The organism is Robiginitalea insularis, from assembly GCF_052497835.1.
The window spans coordinates 2,383,103-2,406,235 of the sequence record NZ_CP199296.1 but is presented as its reverse complement, the minus strand read 5'-3'; the positions used below and the strand labels follow the sequence as shown (position 1 = coordinate 2,406,235).

Below are 23,133 nucleotides of genomic sequence, written 5' to 3'. Positions count from 1 at the left end.
ATTGGTAATGCTATCCAGAAGATAAGCATCTGCTCATGAATACGCAACTTATTTAATACCTTTGTAATACACTTTTAATTCCAATCCCATGGCAAGAACACCCAGTAATATGCTGGCATTGGGAACCCGGGCCCCGGGTTTTACCCTCCCGGACACCTCAACTGGCAATACGTATACGCTCGAAGACCTTCAGGGTAAAAAGGGTACGCTAATCATGTTTATCTGCAACCACTGCCCTTTTGTAAAGCATGTAAACAAGGTATTGGTTGGCCTGGCAAATACCTACCAGACAAAGGGAATTTCCTTTATAGCCATCTCCAGCAACGATGTGGAAAACTACCCCCAGGACCACCCGGATAAAATGAAAGAAACCGCCCGGGAAGAAGGATATTCCTTCCCTTATTTATACGATGAAAGTCAGGATGTGGCCAGGGCATACGCCGCCGCCTGTACCCCCGATTTTTTTCTGTTTGACAGCGAACTGGAATTGGTGTATCGCGGCCAGCTGGACGATTCCAGGCCGGGCAACGGTATTCCGGTAAGCGGAAAGGACCTGGAAACCGCCATGAAAAACCTGCTGAACGGGCTGCCGATCCCTGAGCTGCAAAAGCCCAGTATTGGCTGCAATATTAAATGGAAGGAAACCGCCTGATCCATTTATGAGATCCGCAACTATCCCAAACCTCAGGGAGCTGGATGCAGCAGGGATACCACTCTATATTCAAACAGGAACCCGTGCCTACAACGACCATTACCGTCATCTCTGGCCGGAAGGGGATACCACGCCCTATCTCACCCATAATTTTACCCGTGAAAAGGTTTTCAGCGAATTGCAGGAATCCGGTATCAGGAACTGGATTGTAGAGGCTTCCACTGAAGCAGTCGGAATCTGCAAACTCGTTTTCAATACGAATCTGGAGGCTTTCAGTGCAGCCGACGGCCTGTTTATTGAAAAGATCTACCTGGTACGTACAGCTACAGGAATGGGATACGGAAGCCGTCTTTTTACCTCATTTGAGGCAATGGCGCAGGAAGCTGGCCTGTCGTATATCTGGCTGGAGGCCATGCAGAAAGGACCGGCCCTGCAATTTTACCTGCAAAATGGGTATCGCATCTTCGGGCCTACACGCATCCCTTTTTCGCAAGCCATTGAAGCGGAAAGACCCATGTGGATCATGCTGAAGGAGCTTTAAAGCTTAATCCAGCCAGCCGCGGCGTTTCAGAAGATTTTCTATATGTGCCAGATGGTGGTTCCCATGCCAGGCATAACGCCCGATATTCACTTCCAGGGTAGACTGCTGATTGCCATCGGGATGAACAAAGGTGCGTTGCAATTGCGCCTCCGTTAGCCCGCGCAGCAGGTATACCAGTTTAGCATGGACCCCCTCCAGGTGTTTCAGGGAGAGATCAATAGGGGCAGACCTGGAATCAAAAAGATCGGCCCAGGCCTTTTCGTCATAGGGTTTAATAGTAGGGTTTTCTTCCGTAAGGGCCCATTTAAACCGCAGGTAACTGTTGTGGTGGCTATCGGAAATATGGTGCACCAGTTGCCGGACGGTCCAGCCCTCGGGTCGGTAAGGGGTTTCCAGCTGTTCTTCTTTGAGAGGGACAACCAGGTCCGATACCCGTGTGGGAAGCGCTTCCAGTTCGGCAATCCAGTCATTGCGCATTGCCCTGCTGATTGTTCCTGGGGCAGCAAAGTGCCCGATCGGGTACCTGAGCTCTTCCAGTTTTTGTGAATTCATCTTTAGTATATTTTGCTATTCTTACATCCAATCCTGCATAACCCGAATAATTCGGGAAATTTCTGAGCAGGCCCGCTGTTCCCTTTAAATTTAATACAAGTTTAACCAGAAAGCAAAGAGATATTATTTTTAATCTATTAAATTTATAGGCTTTATATATTAATTACTTATGGCAACATTACGACTGGGCGATACCGCCCCTGATTTTACAGCAGAAAGCTCTGTAGGAAAGCTAAATTTATACGATTATCTGGGAGATGGCTGGGGGATATTCTTCTCCCACCCGGCAGACTTCACTCCGGTCTGTACCACTGAATTAGGCACAGCCGCCAAATTTAAATCGGAATTTGACAAGCGAAACGTCAAAATGCTGGCCCTGAGTGTAGACGGAGCAGCCTCCCATAAGGAATGGATCAAGGACATTGAGGAAACCCAGCACAGCCAGGTCAATTTTCCGATCATCGCAGACGAAGACCACAAGGTCTCCGACCTTTACGATATGATACATCCCAAAGCCAACGATACCCTTACGGTGCGCTCCGTTTTTATAATCGGACCGGACCGGAAAATAAAACTGATCCTCACCTACCCTGCCTCTACCGGCCGTAATTTCTTTGAATTGCTGAGGGTAATTGATTCCCTGCAACTAACAGCATACCATAAGGTGGCTACCCCTGCAAACTGGAACGAAGGGGAGGATGTAGTGGTAAGCCCGGCTATCCCAACAGAGGAGGCGCGAAATATCTTCACAAAGGGGGTGAAAGAAATAAAACCCTACCTGCGAATGACCCCGGATCCCCGGAGTTAATTCCTTTATTTTTAGGAATTTATTTCAAATAAATGGCCGAAAAGCGGATATGTTCAATATTTAATACTACCTTTGCGGCTTATTAATTATTTTATTTTTATTTATTATGAGTTCAGGAACAGTTAAATTCTTCAATGAGTCCAAAGGTTATGGTTTTATCACTGAAGATGGTTCAAACACCGATCATTTTGTACACGTCTCCGGTCTTATTGATGAGATTCGCGAAGGTGATGTTGTAGAATTTGAACTACAACAGGGAAGAAAAGGATTAAACGCCGTAGATGTTAAAGTCGTAGACTAACAACACATTAGATTTCTTTGTTAAACCCCGGCAGTAGCCGGGGTTTTTTTATGTCTGTAATCCAGTTTTAGGAAATCCCTTCAAGGGATACATCAAACAGCAATGGTGCATTAGGTGGAATTACACCTCCGGCACCCCTGGCCCCGTAGGCCAGTTCGGCAGGGATCAGCATGCGGGCCTTATCTCCCACCCTCAGCAGCTGTATTCCTTCATCCCAGCCCGGGATAACCTGTCCTTCCCCAAGCAGGAATTCTATGGGTTCTTTTCGCTGAAAGGAACTGTCGAAAACGGTACCGTCCAGCAAAGAGCCTTCATAATGCACAGATACCCGGTCACCTTTTGCAGGTTTTGGGCCTTTGCCCGCTTCCATGATCAGGTATTTCAAGCCTGAGGCAGTGGTTTCGAACCCTTCAGAGATTTCAGCCATTTTTGCCTCCATCTCCTTTCTTTCTTCGCGCAGGCGGGCTTCCTTGGATTTTTTAAAGTCTTCAAAGGCCCCTACGGCATCCCAGGCTTCCGCCTCCGCCCCTATACGTACAATCTCCAGGGACTCTATGGAATCGCCCTGAGCAATGGAGTCTACTACCTCCTGCCCCTGGGCTACATGTCCAAAAACGGTATGTTTACGGTCCAGCCAGGGAGTGGGGACATGGGTGATGAAGAATTGGCTCCCATTGGTACCCGGGCCGGCATTGGCCATGGACAGCACCCCCGGTTCATTGTGTTTGAGGTCTGGATGGAACTCATCATCGAATTTATACCCCGGGTCTCCGGTTCCTGTCCCGGAAGGACAACCCCCCTGTATCATAAAATCGGGGATGACCCGGTGAAATTTAAGCCCGTCATAATACGGTTTCCCGGCCTCCCGGACGGCATTGGGTAAATTTCCTTCGGCCAGGCCCACGAAATTCCCCACCGTCCCGGGGGTTTTATCGTGGGTCAGTTTGACCAGGATTTCACCTTTAGTTGTATTGAATTTTGCGTATACTCCTTCCTTCATGTTTTTGCATTTTAGGCGGCAAAGTTATGCATTTAATTGCTTTTGGCAGGGCCATTGCCGGCCCCATTTACTTCCCTTTACCAGTATCACTGGCCGGTAAACCATAGCGGTCTACCAGATACACCATACTGGCCATGGCCGCTGCGCCCAGTTCCAGTTCCCTGCGGTTTACGGCCTCAAAGGTATCGCTCTCTGCGTGGTGGTAGTCAAAGTAACGCTGGCTATCCGGCCGCAGCCCGGCCAGGACCGGACCCTGAGACTTGAGGGGTCCGATGTCAGCCCCACTGCCGCCGCGTACAAAATGATAGACCATATAGGGTTCGAAAAGGGGTTTCCATTCCAGCAAGCGGGCAAATTGCGCTTCTGAACAGTCAAATGAAAATCCTTTAGGGCTGAACCCCCCGGAATCGCTCTCCAGGGCAAAGTGGTGGGTTTCCCCTTTGCGCTGGGCTTCCTCTGCATATTTTCGACCACCCCTGAGGCCATTTTCCTCATTCATAAAGAGTACAACCCGCACCGTCCTTTTGGGACGATAACCCGTTTCTTTCAGAATACGCAGGACTTCCATACTCTGAACGCATCCTGCCCCGTCATCGTGTGAACCATCGCCCAGGTCCCAGGAATCCAGGTGACCGCCTACCACTATGATCTCATCTGGAAACTCACTTCCGCGGATCTCGCCGATCACGTTATAGGATTGTACGTCCTCCAGTTGCCGGCAATTCTGTTTAAAGTAAAACTGTATGTCCGGGTTTAGTCGCAGGGTGGTACTGAGCAGCTCGGCCCCGTTGGTACTGATTGCCGCTGCCGGGATACGCTCAGCGAGCGGCTGTTCCCCATAGCGCATGGTCCCGGTATGCGGGTAATCATCGAGGCGGAGGCTCATGGAACGTACAATTACGCCAACCGCACCGTACTGGGAAGCTTCTACAGCCCCGGAGGAGCGCTGGTTTACCGCCCCTGAATACGCTTCAAAAGTATTGATCTTTGCCGGGTCCATCGGCCGGTTGAAAAAGACGATCTTCCCTTCAATGGCTTTCCTGCCCAGGCGTTTTAATTCCTCAAAGTCCTTTACTTCCACTACCCCGGCCTTCAGGCCTCCGGGAGGGGTAGCTACCGACCCCCCCAGGGCGCAAACAGGAACATTGTTTGTATTTCCCGGGGTACTTTCTATATAGGCAAATTCCGGGATACCCCTCACCCACTTGGGAACCATCACGGGCTGCAGCCAGACGCGGTCCAGGCCAAGGGTTTCCAGTTCTGCCCTGGTGTAATCAATGGCCTGCTGGGCCTGTACCGAACCGGACAGCCGGCCCCCTATCTGGTTGGAAAGGTAATTCAACCAGTCATAGGACTTGCCTTCCTGCAGTGCCTTATCGTATAATTTGCGGATCATTGCAGCATCGTCGGCCTGGGCATTGAGGGCCAATGTGGCGGCCAGGAAAAAAAGTATGCAAAAGGATCTGTAGTAAAAAGAACTAGGTTTGGAATTCATTGTATAAAATTATTTACCGGATTGCTTGGCCTGGGCTTCCAGTTGCCTTCGGTACTCTTTCAGGTTGGACTTGATTTCTTTGGATAACTCAGGTTCGCGAATGTCTTTGTATTGTTGCATGGACTGCAGCAGGATGGAAGCGACGATTACCCTGGCAGCAGGTTTGTTATCTGCCGGGATGACGTACCAGGGGGCATGCTCCTTACTGGTCTTTCGGATGGCATCCTGGTAGTATTTACGGTACTGGTCCCACAATTTGCGTTCTTCCAGGTCGCTGGCCGAGAATTTCCACTGTTTCTCGCGCAGGCGCAGGCGCCTCAAAAGGCGCTGTCGCTGCTCCTCCTCAGAGAGGTGCAGGAAGAATTTAAAGACCAGGGTACCATTCTGGTGCAGCGTTTTTTCGAACTGGTTGATCTGTTCAAAGCGCCGGGCCCAAAAGGCATCGTCTATATCATCCACCGATTGCACATCCGGCAGGAATTCCCCCAGGATGTATTGAGGATGTACCCGGGTAACCAGTACGTTTTCGTAATGGGTGCGATTAAAAATCCCGAATTTCCCCCGTGCCGGAAGGGCGATATAGTGCCGCCATAAAAAGTCGTGCTTGCGCTCCAGTTCAGTGGGTACCTTAAAACTGTGTACCACTACCCCCTGGGCGTTAAAGTCTTTGAATACTTCCCGGATCAGGCTGTCTTTCCCGGCAGTATCTATCCCTTGCAGGCAGACCAGGACGGCGTATTTGCCATGGGCATACATCACATCCTGAAACTTTCCGAGTCGTTTGCGCAGGGTTACCAATTCCCGCTTGAGTTTTTTCTTTTCCATCCCAAAATCCTGGTAGGTGGGAATGGCATCCAGGACTATTTCCGAATGGGCCTTGTAGTCTTCTATGGGTACTTGCTTCATGGGATCAAGATAAAATAATTTGGCCGGTCGCAGGGCATTCGTCCCCCAAAAATTGCTGTTTATCCGTACAATATTGATGGGGCTTACCGAAAATCCACAGAGTTTGCCCCCTGGTCGAAAAAAATGGGGGGCAGCGGGGCCCCGACCTATCTTTATCTTCACCAAATCCCGTTCTGCGCCAGCAGGATACAAACCTACTGTTATGCAACTTCTCAGAATTTTTATTTCTGTTACGGGGGCTTTTCTGCTCCTTTCGGCCAGTCCGAACCAGGCCTGTGTCAATGCAGGCTCCCTGATCGGCTTTATAAAGAACCACACCCAGAATGCCCTTAAAGCAGATAATCTGGAGGTCAGTAAGTACCACGCATACAAGGCCCTGAATACCCTGGATAAGTCTAAAGACCAATTTAAGGCCTGCGGCTGTGACTATGCCCAAAAAAGCATATCAGAGACCCGTAATGATCTGGTTATGGCCACAAAAACAGGCACGCTCAATGGGGCACAGGTACTGCTGAAGCGGGCCCTGGAAAATGTTTCGGACAGTATGGAGGCGCTTATGGAACACGAAGAAACGCATAAAAGCGATTATGACAATGACGTTCTGGCCCTCAACACCAAAGATTATACGAAATCCCGCCTGAATGAGGCGGAGGTAGAAGCCAAAATAGACAGCTCCCTTCAGAATTACCGGAACTCCCTTGAAAAAGTAGTGAATGAGGTTCCCTGCGTGGAAGCGGTGGTATTTGTCCGAAGGATTTACGAACATTGCGAGCGACAGCTGCTCAAGCCCAACCTGAGCCCGGCCAAGCGCTATTACAACCTGCAAACTAAAGAAATTACGGAGCAGGCCTTACAGCAACTTCAAAGCTGCGATACCCGTTAACTATTTGGAAGCAAAAAGTTTCACATCTTCCTCGGACACCTCTTTTCCGCCCAGGATAATGAGGCGTTCCACCACATTGCGCAGTTCTCTGATATTTCCGGTCCAGTTGTAGTCCTGCAATTTGGCCAGCGCCTTCTTTGAAAATTGTTTGGGCGAGATACCCTGTTCTTCGGCTATTTTTCCCGCAAAATGGGTAACCAACAAGGGGATATCGTCCCTGCGGTCATTCAGGGAAGGTACCTTGATCAAAATTACCGCCAGGCGGTGGTATAAGTCTTCGCGGAATTTCCCCTCTTCGATCTCTTTTTGCAGGTTCTTGTTGGTAGCCGCCACTACCCGCACATCTACCTTGATATCCTTGTCTGAGCCTACCCTGGAGATTTTATTCTCCTGCAGGGCCCGCAATACCTTGGCCTGGGCAGAAAGTGACATGTCTCCAATCTCATCCAGGAACAACGTGCCGTTATTGGCGGTTTCAAATTTTCCGGCCCGGTCCTTTACAGCCGAGGTAAAAGCCCCTTTGACATGCCCGAACAATTCACTTTCAATCAGCTCAGAAGGGATTGCCGCGCAGTTTACTTCTATAAAGGGTCCTGCAGCGCGAGCACTTTTTTGATGGATCCAGTGGGCAACCAGTTCTTTTCCGGTACCATTAGATCCGGTGATGAGGACCCTCGCATCTGTGGGGGCCACTTTTTCGATCATTTCCTGTATGGATTTGATCTCAGGGCTTTCCCCTACCATTTCAAAGGATTTACTGACCTTTTTCTTCAGTATCTTGTTTTCAACCACCAGCTCCTTCCGGTCCAGGGCATTGCGGACAGTGGTCAGCAGCCGGTTCAGGTCCGGGGGTTTGGAAATATAGTCGAAAGCTCCCAGGCGCATGGTCTGTACGGCCGTATCCAGGTCGCCATGGCCCGAAATCATGATAAAGGGGATTTCCGGCTTGATCTTACGGGCTTCCTGCAACACTTCCACCCCATCCATTTTGGGCATTTTGATATCGCAGAGTACCAGGTCGTAATCGTTCTTTTTGATATGGTCCAGGCCAGAACTTCCATTCTCAGCCTCTTCCAGCTGGTACTGATCACTTTCTTCGGATAGGATTTTTACAAGAACGCGCCGGATGGCCGCCTCATCTTCTATCACCAATATTTTTGCCATACATTTTGCTTTGAAAGTCCCAAAGGTACAAGCACTGTGCCAGAAATCCCAGCTTTCTGCACCCTAAGGGGTTCATTATTACTGCCTGTTAACGATCTCGGTTTGCTGGTTGGTTATACTCATCATCTGCAGTTCCATGGTAAAGGTCTCCAGCTGCATCTCCATTTCCATCTGCATTTCAGAATGGTAGGCCCGGAAAAATTGTTCTTGTACGTCGTAGGTTACTTTTCCGGTACCGGTACCGCTGGCATTGATTTCATATCCTTCTACCTCGGTTTTCATCTGTAGCTGCTGGTTTACCTTAAAATAGGCCAGGCCCGCTTCTACCTTTTCAAGCAGGTAATCGGAGATAATCTCCATTTCCAGGACTATCGGCCCCATAGGGAGCTTTAAGGGAACGGCATGTTGAAAACCTTCGCCGGGGCTGAGCTGCTGCTCCGGGAACTGCATCTGGTTCATCATAGATTCCACAGCGCCCATAATCAATTGCTGCATCTGCTCGTCCATCCCCGAATTGGAAATAGAATCGATCCGGGCCTGGCCTCCTTCTGAGAAACCATAAAACATGGTACCCTTTCCAAGGGCAGCATTGGAGGATTCCAGCATTTCAATTTCAATGGGAAAGTTGTCCTGGGTTCCCGCCCCGGTTCGGGTAAGGCTTACCGTTATGGTGGAGTCTGTTACCACGGTTGGGTTGATAACTCCGCCTTGCTCCAGTTGGGCCAGCATTTCCTCGGATGCGATGTAATTAATGGTATTGCGCGATATCTGCTGCTGACTGAGACGGTATTGGGTGTTGGGCTGATACCCCACCCTGAAGGTAATGGTTTGCTGGGCACCGGCCGGGATAACGATCAGGAAAAGGAGGGCCATAAGGGCTCTCCCGTATAGGTATTTCATATTTTAAAATTAGTCCGATTCGGAACCATCTTGCTGCCGTGCCTTGCGTTTTCGATCCAGGCCTCCCCCAATGGCGATTCCCAGGACAAGGCCCAGACTGATCCACAGGCCCGGGTTCCGGGTAGCCACCCCAAGGGCCGCCCCGATGCCGGCACCCAGGGCAATGCCCATGGCTGTGTAGTTTTTTGGTTTCATGAATTTAAAGGTAGGGGTTTTTCTTATTTATTTCCCTTCATTTCTTTACTCTTGTAAAGAAACGAAGCAAAGAAAGCACGCCTGCACTTAGGCGTTTTTACAGCTTACGCTTCAAAACCGCAAGACCCGGCCGTATAAAGGCAGGTATTTGCTAAACTTATTTTCGGCAAGCAGGTTTTGCCTTAAGTTTCTGAAGAATGCAATCATGTGTCAGAGTTAGTTTTAATAGCCGTATGGGTTAAGCAGGAGGGCCAACGAATCAACCAATTGGTTTCTCATTATTCATCCCTAATTTCTTTATTGATCAATCCGATGATCTCCTGAACCAACTTCAATCCGTTTTTTTGACTGGTAAGGACCCTGTCATGATAAATAACAAGGTTCTCAATCATGTTTTCAAATTCGAGGTAGTTCAACAGGTTGCGGTTGTCTACCTCGAACCCGGACTTGGGGAAGGTATATTTTTTGATAGTCTCGGAAGTAGCAACCTCATCGGCATTGAGCCAGCTGCCGTTCTTAATTATAAAGGCCAACAGGGGATCCGAATAGCTCTTGGTTTGCCGCTCCTCCTCCTTAATGCGGTCAAATATGGGTTTCCAGGAAGACAGTTTGTCCCTGAGCCCGGCACTCCTGATGATTTGAAGCCTGCCCGAATTCATCAGATCATCCAGAAAGCTGTTTTTGGGGAAGAATTCGGAGGTAACCGTCACATCATTGACCAGAATGTTAAAGGCATCCTCCGTCTCTGGTTTTGGCTTAGCCCCGGTATAATTAAGCACCTGTAAATTGGATTCAATTGTCTTTTGGGTAATAGCAATATTCTTTGTGAGGGCCTCCCTGTTGTATTCGAAATCCTGCTTGAGGTTCAGCAGGGCCACCTGTTCTTCATTTTTTAAAATACGCTCCTGATTCCAGTTATCAATGCTGATGGCGATGAGAATCCCGATTACGACCAGCAAAATTTCTCCTACGGCATACAGCAGGTATCTGTTGAATTTGTTTTCGGCAAGCAGGCTTTGTCTTAAGCTTCTGAAGAATTTGAGCATGAAAGGTTGATGGTTGGTATTTTAAAAGATACAATTTAAGCTTTGTTAGCTACAAAAGCATATTTTATTACCAGTTAACAATTAGTGACATTTATCCCAAATACAACATTTCTTATTCATCTTTCTTTTGCTGGCCCAAATCGAATAGAATCAAATCGTCTTGCCTGGAAACTTTATTTCCGTGCTAAACTTCTTTTTCTTTCTATTCTTTTTTCCATTGATGAAATGCGCAGCATTCACGAACTCCTATGAAAAAAAATAAAATCTAAGTGAGTAAAAAAGAACCAAAAAATGCTAGGCTTACTCTTTTCTCTTCATTTTCTTTGCTTGACAATCTATAAGTAAACAATTGCCCCCGATTAATTTGTATTCCAAAAATCAACTTTTCTTTCTCTATGTTCTTTTTTTCATTGCTAAAAAAAGAACCAAAAAACGCTAGGCTTATTTTCCGTTTCTTGAAATACTACGTCGCCCCTGCGCCGCGCCGTTGAGTCCTCAGGGCTGCATCCTTGCGGCAACGGCTTTCTTAGGCCAAAGCAGGGCCTCCTTGATTTCTAGCGAAACAGGAAAAGTATGCCGGTTTAAAGTTAAATATTTCAAGTTGAGCGGCCTTTCGCACCAGCGTAGGAGATGCGAGGCGTTAAGAAACGGGGAAGCCCTGGACCCGTTTTAGCCGAGCGTCTCTGGTTTTGCAGCAAAGGCTGCAAAAACGCCTTTGCGAAAGTGTCTTTTTCTTTGTCACTTTCTTTTGGACAAGCAAAAGAAAGTGAAGAAAAAAGAAAGAGTTGAATTCAGGCAAAAAGCCTACTCCCCGGAAGTATTCCGCAAAACCACCGGTTGTTTCTGATAAAAATGCACATCCCTCTGAGGAAACGGAATCGTAACCCCATTCTCCCGGAACAGCGCATCAATCGAATAGCGCAACGCACTCTTGGTGCGCAGCTCTGAAAAGGCGTCCGTTATAAAGAAATTAAGCGTAAAGATCAGGGCAGAGTCCCCGAAATCGTCAAACAGGACAAAGGGCTTGGGGCTTTTCAGTACCGCCTTTTCCTGTTTGGCCGCTTTGAGCAAAAGTTCTGTGACCAGTTGCACATCACTGCCGTAGGCCACCCCCACGCTCACAGATTCCCGGGTGGTGCGGTGGTTCTGGGTGTAATTGAAAATAACGTCCGAGATAAACTTGTGGTTGGGGATTACCAGTACCTTGTCGTCCCGGGTAAGCGCCCGGGTGGTGCGCAGCTTGATCTCGAAAACCTTCCCCACAATGCCATCTACCTTTACAATATCGCCTACCCTGAGGGACTTGTCTACCACAATCATTATCCCGGCAATGATGTCCTGGAAGAGTTCCTGCAGCGCCAGGCCAACCCCTACAAAAAAGGCGGCGGAGGCCGTGATGAGCAGTGTAATGTCAATCCCGGCTGCACTCATGGTGATCAGGATCACTATCACATAGATCAAATAACGGATGTACTTAAAGACCGAAATGAATTTCAGTTTGTCTTCCTGTTCCATCTTGCGGGTAAGCAGTTTACGCAAGGACTTCATTACAAAACTGGTAACCACAAAGGCTACGGAGAGCATCAGCAACAGCCCGATGGTGATATGGATAGAATTCTCCCCTTCCCCCAGGTGCAAGCCCAGGTTCAGGAACTCCTTAATGGCCGTGAGTACATCGGTTTCTATAAAATCCTTAACGGGCGTGCTTTCCTGTAACATATCAGTATTTTAACCATTTGTACAATTCCTTATAGGTCGGTTTTTTGCCGTACATCAAAATCCCGGTGCGGTAGATCTTGGCCGCCACCCAGACGATCCCCAGAAAGGTTACGGCCAGCAGCGCAATGGAAGCCAGCAGTTGCCAGAGGGGTACGCCCCCTTCCCCCACGCCTCCGGGCAGCCGCATCATCATCACTATGGGTGAGGTAAGCGGAAAGATGGAAAAGCCCACGGCAATAGGCCCGTGCGGGTTCGAAAATACCGAAAAGAAGCCTACGTAAATGGCCAGCATCAGCGGCATGATGATGGGAAATATAAACTGTTGTGTATCGGTCTCGTTGTCTACGGCGGCCCCTATGGCTGCATAGATGGAGCTGTAGATCAGGTACCCCAGCAAAAAATAGATGATAAAGCAGCCGATCAGCAGCGCCATGGGGATCTTGATAAATTCTTCCATCAGCAGGAGGGTGGTCTCGTCCGTGGGCAGATTATCCGTATCAAGGCCTGCCTCCATACCGGGTGGCAAGTTGGCACTCCCCATCAGCAGGGCCGGGTCCAGGTCCAGGAAAAGAAAGACCAGCACCATCAGGAACCCGGCGGAGATGATCCAGATGATAAACTGGGTAATGCCAGCCAGGGAGGTCCCCAGGATCTTGCCCAGCATCAGCTGGAAAGGTTTTACCGAGGAGATGATTACCTCAATGATGCGGCTGGTTTTTTCTTCTATCACCGAGCGCATTACAAAACCACCGTAAATAATTATAAACATCATGATCAGGTAACCGAAGGCCCCGCCCACGATCGCCTTGAATTCGTTTATTCCCTTGCCGCTTACCTGCCCGGAAAAAGTAGCCGTCTGTATTTCATAAGTATCGCGAACCTGGGCATACTCTTCTGGGGAAACGCCTAATTGCTGCAGGCGGTATTGCCGCAGCGGTTCTTCCAGTATGCCTTCTATCTTCTCCAGCACCGTGGTATTGGGGGCCTCCTTGGTATAGAGGAAGGCCCGCCGGGCCACCTCTTCCAGGGGTTCAGCCTGTGGCAGGTGCAACAGCCCGCTAAAGCCCATGGCCTGGGTGCTGTCTTTGGCCTCATCCAGAGAAATATCCTTAAACTGTACAAAGGATACCCCTACCCGGGGTTCAAATTCCTGCTGGAAATAGCCGCTTTCATTCAACACGGCCACTACCCGTTTTTCGCTGTCGTTTATCTGGGTGAGGTAGGCGATTAGCACGATAAGGCCCACGATCAGGAAAGGGCTTAAAAAGGTCATTATCACAAAAGACTTGTTGCGAACCTTGGCGAGGTATTCCCGCTGGATGATCAGCCAGAGTTTAGACATTGCTTTCCTTTTTTTGCACGGTTCGTATAAAAATATCATTGGCTGAGGGAATCACTTCCTGAAAGGACTGTATGCTCCCTTTTTCGGACAATAGTTGCAATAAGTTCCCTTTTTCGGTTTCCTGCAGTTGCACGGTAAAATCCCAGCTGGCTGAATCCTCGTCAAAATGGCTGTTTTCAAAGGCATAGCCGTTCTTAAGGGCCTCCAGGTCGCGGAAGGCTTCCCGGGGCACCCAGCGCAGGCGGAATCGCTGTTGTTTATAGGCATTTTTGATATCGGAGAGCTTTCCTTCCAGGATTACCTTCGATTTATGGATCAGGGCAATATGCTCGCAGAGTTCTTCCACCGATTCCATCCGGTGGGTGGAAAAGATGATGGAAGCCCCCTGTTTTTTCAGTTCCAGGATCTGGTCTTTGATCAGGGCAGCGTTAATGGGGTCAAAGCCGCTGAAGGGCTCATCGAAGATCAGCAGCCGTGGTTTGTGCAGCACCGTAACGATAAACTGTATTTTTTGGGCCATCCCCTTGGAGAGCTCCTGTACTTTCTTGTTCCACCAGTCCCCGATCTCCAGTCTTTCAAACCAGTATTTGAGCTGGGCGCGGGCCTCTGTTTTGGACAGGCCTTTGAGCCGGGCCAGGTACATGGCCTGCTCCCCCACCTTCATGCTTTTGTAAAGCCCCCGCTCTTCGGGCAGGTACCCGATTTGTGCCACATGTTCGGGCAGCAGCGGTTCTCCGTTAAGCAGTACCCGGCCCGAATCCGGATAGGTAATCTGGTTGATGATGCGGATCAGGGTCGTCTTTCCGGCCCCGTTGGGCCCCAACAGCCCGTATATGGTATGTGCCGGAATCTCCAGGGATACCTGGTCCAGGGCCTTGAAAGGCCCGAAGGATTTGCTTACCTCCTCAATACTGAGAATGCTGCTCATGGATTGCAATTTTTTTGGAATTTAAAGATAGGCATTCGACCTAAATTTTAAGGTCTTTGGGGGAATGAAAGGCCCTGAAAAGAAAAACCCATCCTTAATAAAATTAAGGATGGGAAAAAAATTGCTATGAAAAAGAAAATTAATATTGGAGTCCCAATATTAATTCAAATATACGTTTTTTATTTAAAAACCATCAGAATTCTCGTTAAGAGAACATATCCTTTACTTTTTCAAAAAAGGATTTATCTGATTTCTCGGGTTTTGGGCTGAAATTGTCGTCATCCTGCATGCGTTCAAAAAACTCCCGCTGCTCCTTGTTGAGTTCTTTGGGCGTCCAGACGTTTACATGCACCAGCAGGTCCCCGGTTCCGTAGCCGTTTATGCTTTGTATCCCTTTGTTTCGCAATCTCAGGATCTTGCCGGATTGCATCCCAGGCTCCAGTTTGATACGCACCTTGCCTCCAACGGTATCGATCTCCTTGGAAGTTCCCAGAACAGCGTCCGGGATGCTAACGTATAAATCGTAGTGCAGGTTGTCCCCTTCGCGTTTGAGGGTAGGGTGTTCTTTGGTTTCAATCGCCACCAGCAAGTCTCCGGGTACCCCGTTTCCGGGGGCCTGGTTTCCTTTTCCGGAAACTTTCAGCTGCATGCCCGATTCCACTCCCGGCGGGATCTTGATGGAAACTGTCTCTTCTTCCAGGTGCATCCCCTGCGGATCTGCATCCTTGGGTTTATGGTCCAGCATCTGCCCTGCCCCGCCACAGGTATTACAGGTTGTAGCGGTTTGCATCCGGCCCAGGATGGTATTGGTGATCTTGGTTACCTGCCCGCTTCCGCCGCAACTGCTACAGGTTTTATAGGTTACCCCCGGGGCCTGAACCTTCCGTTTTACTTTTACTTTTTTCTCAACGCCATGGGCTACTTCTTCAAGGCTAAGGGTTACGCGGATGCGCAAATTGCTGCCTTTAACGCGACGCTGCCCGCCGCCAAAGCCGCCGAAGCCACCAAAACCACCTCCAAACGCACTGCCGAAAATATCCCCGAACTGGCTGAAGATGTCTTCCATGTTCATGCCACCACCGCCAAAACCACCGCCTTCAAAGGCTGCATGTCCGTATTGGTCGTAACGTGCCTTTTTATCCGGGTTGCTCAGCACCTCGTAAGCCTCTGCCGCCTTCTTGAACATTTCTTCGGCCTTGGCATCGCCCGGGTTTTTGTCCGGATGATACTCCAGGGCCTTTTTGCGGTAGGCTTTTTTAATTTCAGCTGCGGAAGCCCCTTTGGAAATTCCGAGTACTTCGTAATAGTCCTGCTTCATAATATTAGTTTCCTACAACAACCTTGGGATGACGGATAATGCGATCTCCCAGTTTGAATCCCTTCTCGATTACATCTATCACCTTTCCTTTAAGGCTTTTTTTAGGAGCCGGGATCTGGGTAACAGCCTCGTGCAGTTCCGCATCAAAGGTATCTCCCTCCTTTACGGTGATTTCTTCCAGGCCTTTGCTCTTCAGGGTCTCGCGGAACTTGTTGCTGATCAGGCCCACCCCCCGGAAAAGTTCTTCGTCTTCAGATCGCTTGAGTTCTTTCAGGGCGCGGTCAAAATCGTCCATTACAGGCAAAAGCGCTGTAATTACTTCCTGCCCGGCAGTTTTAAAGAGCTCCATCCGTTCTCGGGTAGTACGCTTTTTGTAGTTCTCAAATTCAGCAAACAACCTGAGGAATTTATCTTTTTCGGCCGCCAGGGCTTGCTCCAGTTGTTCCGTCTCGCTCAGGGATTCAGTCTCATTTCCCTCCTCCGATGCCCCGGAATTGTCCTGTCCGGATTCACCGGATTGCCCGGCCTGCGCCTCAGGGGCCATCTCCTCCGTATTATCTATATCGTTATTCCTGCTCATGGATTTTACTTTAATAGTCTTTGCTGCTCACAGAACGGCAAAAGTACTGCCATTTCTTTAAAAATGTCAAAATGTCACAAAAAATAAGGGGAATCTATACAAGCTGCGGCAGCCTGCATCATAAAAGGTCCTGCAGGGCCTGATGAATGTTGGGAAACTGAAATGAGAAGCCTTCCATCTGAATCTTTTCGCAGCTGACACGCTGGCTGGCCAGCAGGATATAGGCCATTTCCCCCAGCACAAGCCGTAGCAGGCCCACAGGAATATTGGGAAGGAAAACGGGTTTGGAGAGTACCTCCCCGATTTCTTTGGTAAGCTTGCGGTTGCATACCGGGTTGGGGGAAACCGCGTTGTAGATCCCCTCCAGGCGCTGATCTACCAGAAAAGCCATCATGGCGGTAAGGTCTTCCAAATGAATCCAGGACTGCCACTGGTCCCCGCTGCCCAGGGAGGCACCGGCATAAAATTTTACGGGTCGTGCAATCTGGGGAAGGGCTCCGCCATCTGCGGCCATCACCAAACCTATACGCACAATACTGTAGGGAATTTCGAGTTCCTCAAAACCTTGCATATGCTCCTCCCAGAGCTTCACGGTCTCCCCCAGAAAGGAATCGTCCACAGCTGTATTTGCTTCAGTGTAGTATTCGGTCTGTGAACTGGGATAAATACCGATGGCAGAAGCCCCCAAAACATACTCCAGCTCAGAGGTCCCATAGGATTGCAATCCCTTTATCAGGGTGTCTATACTTTGGGTCCGGCTCTCGATAATACGCTTTTTGTTTTTGGCGGTCCAGCGCTGGGAAATAGAGGCTCCGGCCAGGTTGATCAGCACACTAACACCTTCAAAACAGGCCGTATCGATCTCCCCTTCGGCAGGGTTCCAGTAGAAACCGCGGTAACCCGGGTCTGCTTCAACTTTTGATTTGCGGGTAGTGAGATAATGAACGGATACGCCTTCAGAGCGGAAGGCCTTCGTCAGGGCCGTTCCTACCAATCCTGTAGCGCCGGAAATAAGTACTTTCAAGGGAATTTTTTTGCAAAGATACCGGTTCTGTCCCCGGCAACCCGGGGCTTTAATTTCGATTTAACAAATGGCCCGGAGTCTTCAGGCGTCCGGGCGCGTGGCCCGCAACATTTCCCGTTTTCCGGGAGGCCCCGGCAGGCGTTCTACAGTAAAGCCGACCGCCTGCATGGCGCGGCGGACGCTTCCTTTGGCTGCATAGGTAACCAGTCTCCCGCCGGGCACCAATGCTGCGAACATGGCACCGAAGATCTCCTCCGTCCAGAGATCGGGCTGCACCCGCGCACCAAAAGCGTCAAAATAAATCAGGTCAAAACAGGGCGTAGATGAAAAATCCTCAAACCGCTGTTGTTTCTTATGCAATTCGAAAAAGGGCGTAATCTGGCTGACTTCTTCCCAGGGGGCCTTATGCAGGGCCCTGAAATATTGGGGAGCGTCCCTTTTTTGAAGGGCATTCCCGTAATCCAGGGCTGTCCATTCTGCCTCCGTAACCGGATAGGCCTCCAGGCCCGTATAGGAAATCTGCAGTTTTCGGGATGGGGCCTCCAGCAAGCTGATCAGCGCATTGAGACCGGTCCCGAATCCCATTTCCAGAATACGGACCGTACTATTTTTATAGCAATCCAGACCCTTGGAAATAAAGACATGGTAGGCTTCCTGCAGGGCTCCGTGCATGGAGTGGTATTGCTCCTGCCAGTCCGGCAATTGCAGGGTTGCAGATCCATCTGCCGTTTTGACGATCCTGCGTTTCACCTTCATTGCAGGATTCGGACCCCGCTGGCTTCAAAGCCCGGAGCCGCTTCGGCGCCTTCAATCCCGGCTATTTCCTCCTCGCTGGCACCCCCGTCTTTGGCCAGGTGCCGGCGCTCCTCTTCAGAGACCTCTGAAATAAAGGCAATGCCTTGCACTTCCACTGTTTTCCCGGCGATGTCTTTGGGCACAAAGAAGCCGTAATCCTTAAAGCGGACCATTACTGTCTCTTCTTCCGGGAGCTGCAGGCGCATCCAGCAGCCCTTCGCCTGACATACTTCCAGCACCTGTGCCCTGAAAGCGGTTTTAAGGGTATCGGAAACGACCAGGGTATCATATACCTGCCCGATTTCCGACTGGTTTTGTATCTCCATACCCAAAAAAGGGGCTCCTACTTCGATATAGGCGGTTTCTTTCTCGGTTTCCGCAGCCGCTGCAGGCTGAGATTCTTTTTCCTTACAAGCACTGACTATGCAGAAAATTACAAGGATTATGTTAAAATATTTCATGTTTGACACCGTTGCGATTACATCTGCAAAACTCCGGATTTTCTTGCTAAAAAAGCAAGATTTACTGCCAATATTTATGTAATTTTAGGGGTTTAAATGACGCATGTATGGACCTATCTTTAAAGCAGATCCGTGTCGAGAAGACACCCCACTCCCGAATAAAAAGTGTAAATTTTGACAAGCTCCCCTTTGGAAAGGAAGTTTCCGATCATATGTTTGTCTCCAATTATAAGGACGGTAGCTGGCAGGACCCCAGGGTAGTACCCTATCAACCCCTTTCGCTGGAGCCCTCAGCCAAAATCTTCCATTACGGACAGAGTATTTTTGAAGGGATGAAGGCCTATAAAGATGACGAGGGAAAAGTCTGGCTGTTCCGTCCTCAGGAGAACCAGCGGCGGTTGAATACCTCAGCCAAAAGACTGGCCATCCCGGAAGTACCTGCAGAACTATTTATGGAAGGCCTCAGGGCGCTGCTGGAAGTAGATTCTGACTGGATCCCAACCTCAGAAGGCAGTTCACTCTACATCCGTCCTTTCGTATTTGCATCCGGGACAGGCTTTCACGCCTCCCCTGCAGATGAGTATACCTTTATCATTGCAACCAGTCCTTCCGGAGCCTACTTTGGGGGTAAAATTGGCGTCAAAATAGAAGAAAAATATTCCCGTGCCGCCAATGGAGGTGTAGGCTATGCAAAGGCCGGGGGTAATTACGCAGGGCAATTCTATCCTACCCAGCTGGCCGTAAAGGAAGGCTACCAACAGGTGATCTGGACCGATGACCACAAGCACGAATTTATTGAAGAAGCCGGAGCCATGAACATATTTATACGTATCGGGGATACCCTGCTTACCAGCCCTACCAGCGACCGAATTCTGGACGGGGTAACCCGCAAAAGTATCCTGAGCCTGGCAGAAGCTGAGGGCATTTCGGTAGAGGTCCGCAAGGTTCGGGTTTCCGAATTAGTGGAAGCGGCAGAAAATGGCAGCCTGAAAGAATTATTCGGGGCCGGGACGGCTGCAGTAGTCTCCCCAATCCACAGTTTTGGGTATAAAGACAAGCGCTATGAGCTCCCGGAGCTGCCAGAGAGCTATGCCTCACATTTCAAAAAACGCATCACGGATATTCAATATAACCGCGCAGAAGATCCATTCGGATGGCGGTATGCCGTTAAATAATAAAAAGCCCCGCCAAGAGCGGGTTTTTTTTTAGCTTTCCAGTATAGCCTGTATATCTGGTTTAAAATAATTGGGGCCTTTCAGGACTTTCCCGTCTTCCCGGTAAATCGGGTTTCCGTCAGCACCCAATTTGCTCATATTGGAGCGCTGTATCTCTTCAAAAACCTCTTCAATCTTATGCTGCATCCCGTGTTCCAGGATGGTCCCGCATAATATGTAAAGCATGTCACCCAAAGCATCCGCAACTTCTACCAGGTCGTTATTCCCGGCTGCTTCCAGATATTCTTCATTTTCTTCACGCATCAGCTTATACCGCAACAGGTTTTTATCGGTTCCCAGATCGGCTTTGGGCTCAGAAGCGATCCCCAGGCCAAAAGCACGGTGAAAATCAGCAACAGCAGCAATTTTTCGTTTCATTCTCAATGGAAATTAGGTTAGTTTTGCCCTAAAAGTAACAAGATGTTCTCCACCGGACAAATCGTTTTTGCACTGCTCTTTATAGTGGCTTTTATACTGGTCATGATCAGGATGTACCGAAAGGACAGCAGCTGGCACAAAAAGCAATATAAAGGATCGCAATGGGTGCTGCTTTTCTTTGTCATTTTCATAGCCTTGTTGCTCTTTCTTAAGTATATACTCAAAGAATAGGCCCTTAAAACGCGCAGACCACAAAAATCAGGGTCCTGACAACCATTTCCTACAAATCCTTCGTATACTATAACAAAAGGCGTAATTTTGCGTTACCTAATAAACAAACAAGATCGATGCTTGCATTTTTCGCCATATTTTTGGGTCTGATCATTTTAAACATCCTGCTTCTGGTCTTCAGTTCTTCCCTTAAATTAAGGGCAAAGAACAAAAAAAGCCTTTCCTTGTCTTCCCCCCTCAAAGGAAAGATCTATTCGTTGCACCGTCTAGATTCAAAATACCAGAAGGCAGTATAACCTTAAGATTTTTTACTAAGTTTACATCCGATGAGGCCTGTAAAGGGGCTTCTATTCCTCAGACTGTACTTAAGTGGTTAACGGATGAAACACCTATTACTGGTTATTCTGGGTGGCGGATTGGGCAGCGGCCTCAGATATGCCATCAGCCGATACCTCAACCCGCTCCTTCCGCATTTTTACCTGGGAACTTTTACCGTTAACATTATAGGATGCCTGCTTATTGGCCTTGTGTTTGGCCTCAGCCTGCGAAATGAAAGCCTCAGTCCTGCGCAGACAGCCCTTTTCGCCACCGGTTTTTGCGGGGGGTTTACCACCTTTTCTTCTTTTAGCTTTGAACAATTGATGCTGCTGCGGGAGGGCGCTTATTTCTCTTTTATAGGATATACCCTGGCAAGCCTGGCATTTGGATTAGTGGCGGTAGCGGCAGGCTTATGGATCTCCCGAATGCTATAGGGCAGGTCGTTTTTGCAATTTCCTTCCATTTTTATGAACAATTTAGGCCTCTTGTTAACAATTATGCAATAATTGTAAGAATTTACGCTAAAAAATTCAGCCTTTTCAAGGTTCATATCATAAATTTTCAAGGATATCCCAAAATAAGTTATTTTAAAATGCCCTACCCCTAATTTAATAGGGGTAAGATTATTAGAATCATAAAAATAACCACATCACCCCCTCAATATTAGGAGGGGGTTTTTTAATTCCTATATATTTGGCCCGATCAATTAAAACTTATACCAATGAAGAAAGTGGAAGCTATTATTCGGAAATCGAAATTTGATGAGGTAAAAAAAGCCCTGCATCAGATTGAAGTTAACTTTTTCAGCTACTGGGATGTGACCGGGGTTGGCAATGAAAAACAAGGACATGTATACCGCGGTATTGCATACAGTACTTCAGACATTCAGCGAAGGTATTTATCCATTGTTGTTTCGGATGAATTTCTGGAGCGTACGGTCAATACACTCCTGGAGTCGGCCTACACCGGAAATGTCGGGGATGGTAAAATTTTCGTCTCCGACGTTATTAACGCCTACCGCATCAGAACCAAAGAGAACGGGCAAGCCGGAATTAACTAACTAACGTACAAAAAGCTTTATATTATGGATACAGGATTATTTACAGCAAACAATATATGGATGATGGTATGCACCGCCCTGGTGTTTTTCATGCATACCGGTTTTGCCTTTCTGGAAATCGGACTGACGCGACAAAAGAATACCATCAATATCCTCTTCAAGAACATCTTTATTATTACCGTTGGCCTGCTGATGTATTATATAGGCGGGTTTAACCTGATGTACCCCGGGGAGTTTAACGGATACATCGGCTTTGCAGGCTTTGGCCTGGGAACCGATGCCGCGGGGCTAACCCCTGAATACGCAGACGGGGGATACACTTACTGGACAGACTTCCTCTTTCAGGGGATGTTTGCCGCAACAGCAGCCACTATTGTCTCCGGAGCAGTTGCAGAACGGATCAAGATTGGCCCGTTTATGGTCTTTACCCTGATTTATGTAGGCCTTGTCTATCCAATTGTCGGATCCTGGCAATGGGGTGGCGGCTTCCTCTCAACCCTGGGTGGTGATGAGGCAGGTTTTTACGATTTTGCCGGATCTACCCTGGTACACTCCGTTGGGGGTTGGGGAGCTATTGTTGCCATCTACCTGCTGGGTGCCCGTATCGGGAAATTCGGGGAAGACGGAAAACCGAACGCCATCCCGGGACACAACATCCCGCTGGCAACAGCAGGGGTATTGGTCCTCTGGCTTGGATGGTTTGGATTTAACGGGGGCTCTGTCCTCTCCGGAGATCCGGCCCTGACATCCCTTGTACTGGTAACCACCAGCCTGGCTGCAGCAGCAGGAGGGGTTAGTGCCTTTGTTGTTTCGGCTCTGGCTTATAAAAACTATGACCTTACCATGTTCCTTAATGGGATCCTGGGCGGCTTGGTCGGTATAACGGCAGGCGCAGACCTGATGTCTCCCAACGAGGCGGTGATTATTGGTCTGATTGCCGGTGCTGTTATTGTTGGCGGGGTAGCTTTCATTGACCGGATCCGGTTGGATGACCCGGTAGGTGCTGTTACGGTCCACCTGATCTGTGGGATCTGGGGAACCCTGGCCGTAGGGATCTTCGGGGACAAGGCAGGTGTGGATCAATTCCTCTACCAGTTGGTGGGGGTTGGAGCTGCAGGGCTCTTTTGTATCCTTACTGCCTTTATCATCATCTTCAGTCTGAAAAAGACCGTTGGAATACGCGTAGACCGCGAGGAAGAACTGGACGGACTGGACCTGCACGAGCACGGCATGGATGCCTATGCGGACTTCAGATTGAACCAGCATTAAATAAAAAAGCGGAGCGTTTGGCAGAACGCTCCGCTAAAACAAATCAATTCAAC

27 protein-coding genes are annotated in these 23,133 nt (G+C 48.9%); 10 read left to right on the top strand and 17 right to left on the bottom strand.

Annotated elements, in window-relative coordinates; all coding sequences use genetic code 11:
* Positions 1–88 precede the first annotated feature (88 nt).
* Together ACT6NV_RS10850 and ACT6NV_RS10845 are read left to right on the top strand one after the other, a co-directional pair.
* Positions 89–652, top strand: a complete 564-nt coding sequence (locus ACT6NV_RS10850) for a thioredoxin family protein (protein WP_445384472.1) — start codon at positions 89–91, stop codon at positions 650–652.
* 7 nt (positions 653–659) lie between these two features.
* The gene (locus tag ACT6NV_RS10845; RefSeq protein WP_445384471.1) at positions 660–1,193 is read left to right on the top strand and encodes a GNAT family N-acetyltransferase; all 534 of its coding nucleotides are present in this window, start codon (positions 660–662) and stop codon (positions 1,191–1,193) included.
* A 3-nt stretch (positions 1,194–1,196) separates the two neighbouring features.
* On the opposite strand, the gene ACT6NV_RS10840 is transcribed toward ACT6NV_RS10845, so the two are convergent.
* Positions 1,197–1,745 carry a YfiT family bacillithiol transferase gene (locus ACT6NV_RS10840; RefSeq protein ID WP_445384470.1) on the bottom strand — a complete coding sequence of 183 codons (549 nt, stop codon included), beginning with the start codon at positions 1,743–1,745 and terminating at the stop codon, positions 1,197–1,199.
* A 169-nt stretch (positions 1,746–1,914) separates the two neighbouring features.
* On the opposite strand from ACT6NV_RS10840, the gene ACT6NV_RS10835 reads away from it, so the two are divergent.
* Positions 1,915–2,553 carry a peroxiredoxin gene (locus tag ACT6NV_RS10835; protein WP_445384469.1) on the top strand — a complete coding sequence of 213 codons (639 nt, stop codon included), beginning with the start codon at positions 1,915–1,917 and terminating at the stop codon, positions 2,551–2,553.
* 106 nt (positions 2,554–2,659) lie between these two features.
* On the top strand, positions 2,660–2,854 hold the full coding sequence (locus tag ACT6NV_RS10830; protein ID WP_445381632.1) for a cold-shock protein: 195 nt from the start codon (positions 2,660–2,662) through the stop codon (positions 2,852–2,854).
* Positions 2,855–2,921: 67 nt separating this feature from the next.
* On the opposite strand, the gene ACT6NV_RS10825 is transcribed toward ACT6NV_RS10830, so the two are convergent.
* The 3 genes from ACT6NV_RS10825 to ACT6NV_RS10815 all read right to left on the bottom strand — a co-directional run bounded on the left by ACT6NV_RS10825 (position 2,922) and on the right by ACT6NV_RS10815 (position 6,255).
* Positions 2,922–3,854: a peptidylprolyl isomerase gene (locus tag ACT6NV_RS10825; RefSeq protein WP_445384468.1), complete on the bottom strand. Its 933-nt coding sequence runs from the start codon at positions 3,852–3,854 to the stop codon at positions 2,922–2,924.
* 67 nt (positions 3,855–3,921) lie between these two features.
* Positions 3,922–5,349 carry a M20/M25/M40 family metallo-hydrolase gene (locus tag ACT6NV_RS10820; RefSeq protein ID WP_445384467.1) on the bottom strand — a complete coding sequence of 476 codons (1,428 nt, stop codon included), beginning with the start codon at positions 5,347–5,349 and terminating at the stop codon, positions 3,922–3,924.
* A gap of 9 nt (positions 5,350–5,358) precedes the next feature.
* Positions 5,359–6,255 carry a PPK2 family polyphosphate kinase gene (locus ACT6NV_RS10815; protein ID WP_445384466.1) on the bottom strand — a complete coding sequence of 299 codons (897 nt, stop codon included), beginning with the start codon at positions 6,253–6,255 and terminating at the stop codon, positions 5,359–5,361.
* A 202-nt stretch (positions 6,256–6,457) separates the two neighbouring features.
* Between ACT6NV_RS10815 and ACT6NV_RS10810 the strand changes: the two genes are divergently transcribed.
* Positions 6,458–7,138, top strand: coding sequence for a hypothetical protein (locus ACT6NV_RS10810; protein WP_445384465.1), 681 nt, complete (start codon positions 6,458–6,460; stop codon positions 7,136–7,138).
* On the opposite strand, the gene ACT6NV_RS10805 is transcribed toward ACT6NV_RS10810, so the two are convergent.
* The 12 genes from ACT6NV_RS10805 to ACT6NV_RS10750 all read right to left on the bottom strand — a co-directional run bounded on the left by ACT6NV_RS10805 (position 7,139) and on the right by ACT6NV_RS10750 (position 18,610).
* Positions 7,139–8,302, bottom strand: a complete 1,164-nt coding sequence (locus tag ACT6NV_RS10805; protein ID WP_445384464.1) for a sigma-54-dependent transcriptional regulator — start codon at positions 8,300–8,302, stop codon at positions 7,139–7,141.
* 78 nt (positions 8,303–8,380) lie between these two features.
* Positions 8,381–9,202, bottom strand: coding sequence for a hypothetical protein (locus ACT6NV_RS10800; RefSeq protein ID WP_445384463.1), 822 nt, complete (start codon positions 9,200–9,202; stop codon positions 8,381–8,383).
* A gap of 9 nt (positions 9,203–9,211) precedes the next feature.
* The gene (locus ACT6NV_RS10795) at positions 9,212–9,397 is read right to left on the bottom strand and encodes a hypothetical protein (protein WP_445384462.1); all 186 of its coding nucleotides are present in this window, start codon (positions 9,395–9,397) and stop codon (positions 9,212–9,214) included.
* Positions 9,398–9,675: 278 nt separating this feature from the next.
* Positions 9,676–10,443, bottom strand: coding sequence for a DUF6090 family protein (locus tag ACT6NV_RS10790; protein ID WP_445384461.1), 768 nt, complete (start codon positions 10,441–10,443; stop codon positions 9,676–9,678).
* 804 nt (positions 10,444–11,247) lie between these two features.
* Complete coding sequence (locus ACT6NV_RS10785) at positions 11,248–12,162, bottom strand: mechanosensitive ion channel family protein (RefSeq protein WP_445384460.1); 915 nt, start codon at positions 12,160–12,162, stop codon at positions 11,248–11,250.
* A gap of 1 nt (position 12,163) precedes the next feature.
* Positions 12,164–13,504, bottom strand: coding sequence for an ABC transporter permease (locus ACT6NV_RS10780; RefSeq protein WP_445384459.1), 1,341 nt, complete (start codon positions 13,502–13,504; stop codon positions 12,164–12,166).
* On the bottom strand, positions 13,497–14,432 hold the full coding sequence (locus ACT6NV_RS10775) for an ABC transporter ATP-binding protein (protein ID WP_445384458.1): 936 nt from the start codon (positions 14,430–14,432) through the stop codon (positions 13,497–13,499). Before ACT6NV_RS10775 ends, ACT6NV_RS10780 begins: the two co-directional genes overlap by 8 nt.
* 205 nt (positions 14,433–14,637) lie before the next feature.
* Complete coding sequence (dnaJ, locus tag ACT6NV_RS10770) at positions 14,638–15,750, bottom strand: molecular chaperone DnaJ (RefSeq protein WP_445384457.1); 1,113 nt, start codon at positions 15,748–15,750, stop codon at positions 14,638–14,640.
* A 4-nt stretch (positions 15,751–15,754) separates the two neighbouring features.
* Complete coding sequence (locus ACT6NV_RS10765; RefSeq protein WP_445384456.1) at positions 15,755–16,330, bottom strand: nucleotide exchange factor GrpE; 576 nt, start codon at positions 16,328–16,330, stop codon at positions 15,755–15,757.
* Positions 16,331–16,448: 118 nt separating this feature from the next.
* Positions 16,449–17,354: a TIGR01777 family oxidoreductase gene (locus ACT6NV_RS10760; RefSeq protein ID WP_445384455.1), complete on the bottom strand. Its 906-nt coding sequence runs from the start codon at positions 17,352–17,354 to the stop codon at positions 16,449–16,451.
* 81 nt (positions 17,355–17,435) lie between these two features.
* Positions 17,436–18,104, bottom strand: a complete 669-nt coding sequence (mnmD, locus tag ACT6NV_RS10755) for a tRNA (5-methylaminomethyl-2-thiouridine)(34)-methyltransferase MnmD (RefSeq protein WP_445384454.1) — start codon at positions 18,102–18,104, stop codon at positions 17,436–17,438.
* Between the two features lie 2 nt (positions 18,105–18,106).
* Positions 18,107–18,610: a DUF4920 domain-containing protein gene (locus tag ACT6NV_RS10750; protein ID WP_445384453.1), complete on the bottom strand. Its 504-nt coding sequence runs from the start codon at positions 18,608–18,610 to the stop codon at positions 18,107–18,109.
* A 107-nt stretch (positions 18,611–18,717) separates the two neighbouring features.
* Here ACT6NV_RS10750 and ACT6NV_RS10745 point away from each other — a divergent pair, with 107 nt between their 5' ends.
* Positions 18,718–19,785, top strand: coding sequence for a branched-chain amino acid aminotransferase (locus tag ACT6NV_RS10745; RefSeq protein ID WP_445384452.1), 1,068 nt, complete (start codon positions 18,718–18,720; stop codon positions 19,783–19,785).
* A gap of 30 nt (positions 19,786–19,815) precedes the next feature.
* Here the strand turns inward: ACT6NV_RS10745 and ACT6NV_RS10740 are convergent, their stop codons facing one another.
* Positions 19,816–20,202, bottom strand: coding sequence for a hypothetical protein (locus tag ACT6NV_RS10740; protein WP_445384451.1), 387 nt, complete (start codon positions 20,200–20,202; stop codon positions 19,816–19,818).
* Between the two features lie 42 nt (positions 20,203–20,244).
* Here ACT6NV_RS10740 and ACT6NV_RS10735 point away from each other — a divergent pair, with 42 nt between their 5' ends.
* From ACT6NV_RS10735 to ACT6NV_RS10720, 4 genes are all read left to right on the top strand, one after another.
* A complete protein-coding gene (locus ACT6NV_RS10735; protein ID WP_445384450.1) occupies positions 20,245–20,433 on the top strand; it encodes a hypothetical protein in 189 nt (62 codons plus the stop codon).
* 380 nt (positions 20,434–20,813) lie between these two features.
* Positions 20,814–21,185: a fluoride efflux transporter CrcB gene (gene crcB, locus ACT6NV_RS10730; protein WP_445384449.1), complete on the top strand. Its 372-nt coding sequence runs from the start codon at positions 20,814–20,816 to the stop codon at positions 21,183–21,185.
* Positions 21,186–21,472: 287 nt separating this feature from the next.
* A complete protein-coding gene (locus ACT6NV_RS10725; RefSeq protein WP_445384448.1) occupies positions 21,473–21,811 on the top strand; it encodes a P-II family nitrogen regulator in 339 nt (112 codons plus the stop codon).
* A gap of 24 nt (positions 21,812–21,835) precedes the next feature.
* Positions 21,836–23,080, top strand: coding sequence for an ammonium transporter (locus tag ACT6NV_RS10720; protein WP_445384447.1), 1,245 nt, complete (start codon positions 21,836–21,838; stop codon positions 23,078–23,080).
* Positions 23,081–23,133: the final 53 nt, after the last annotated feature.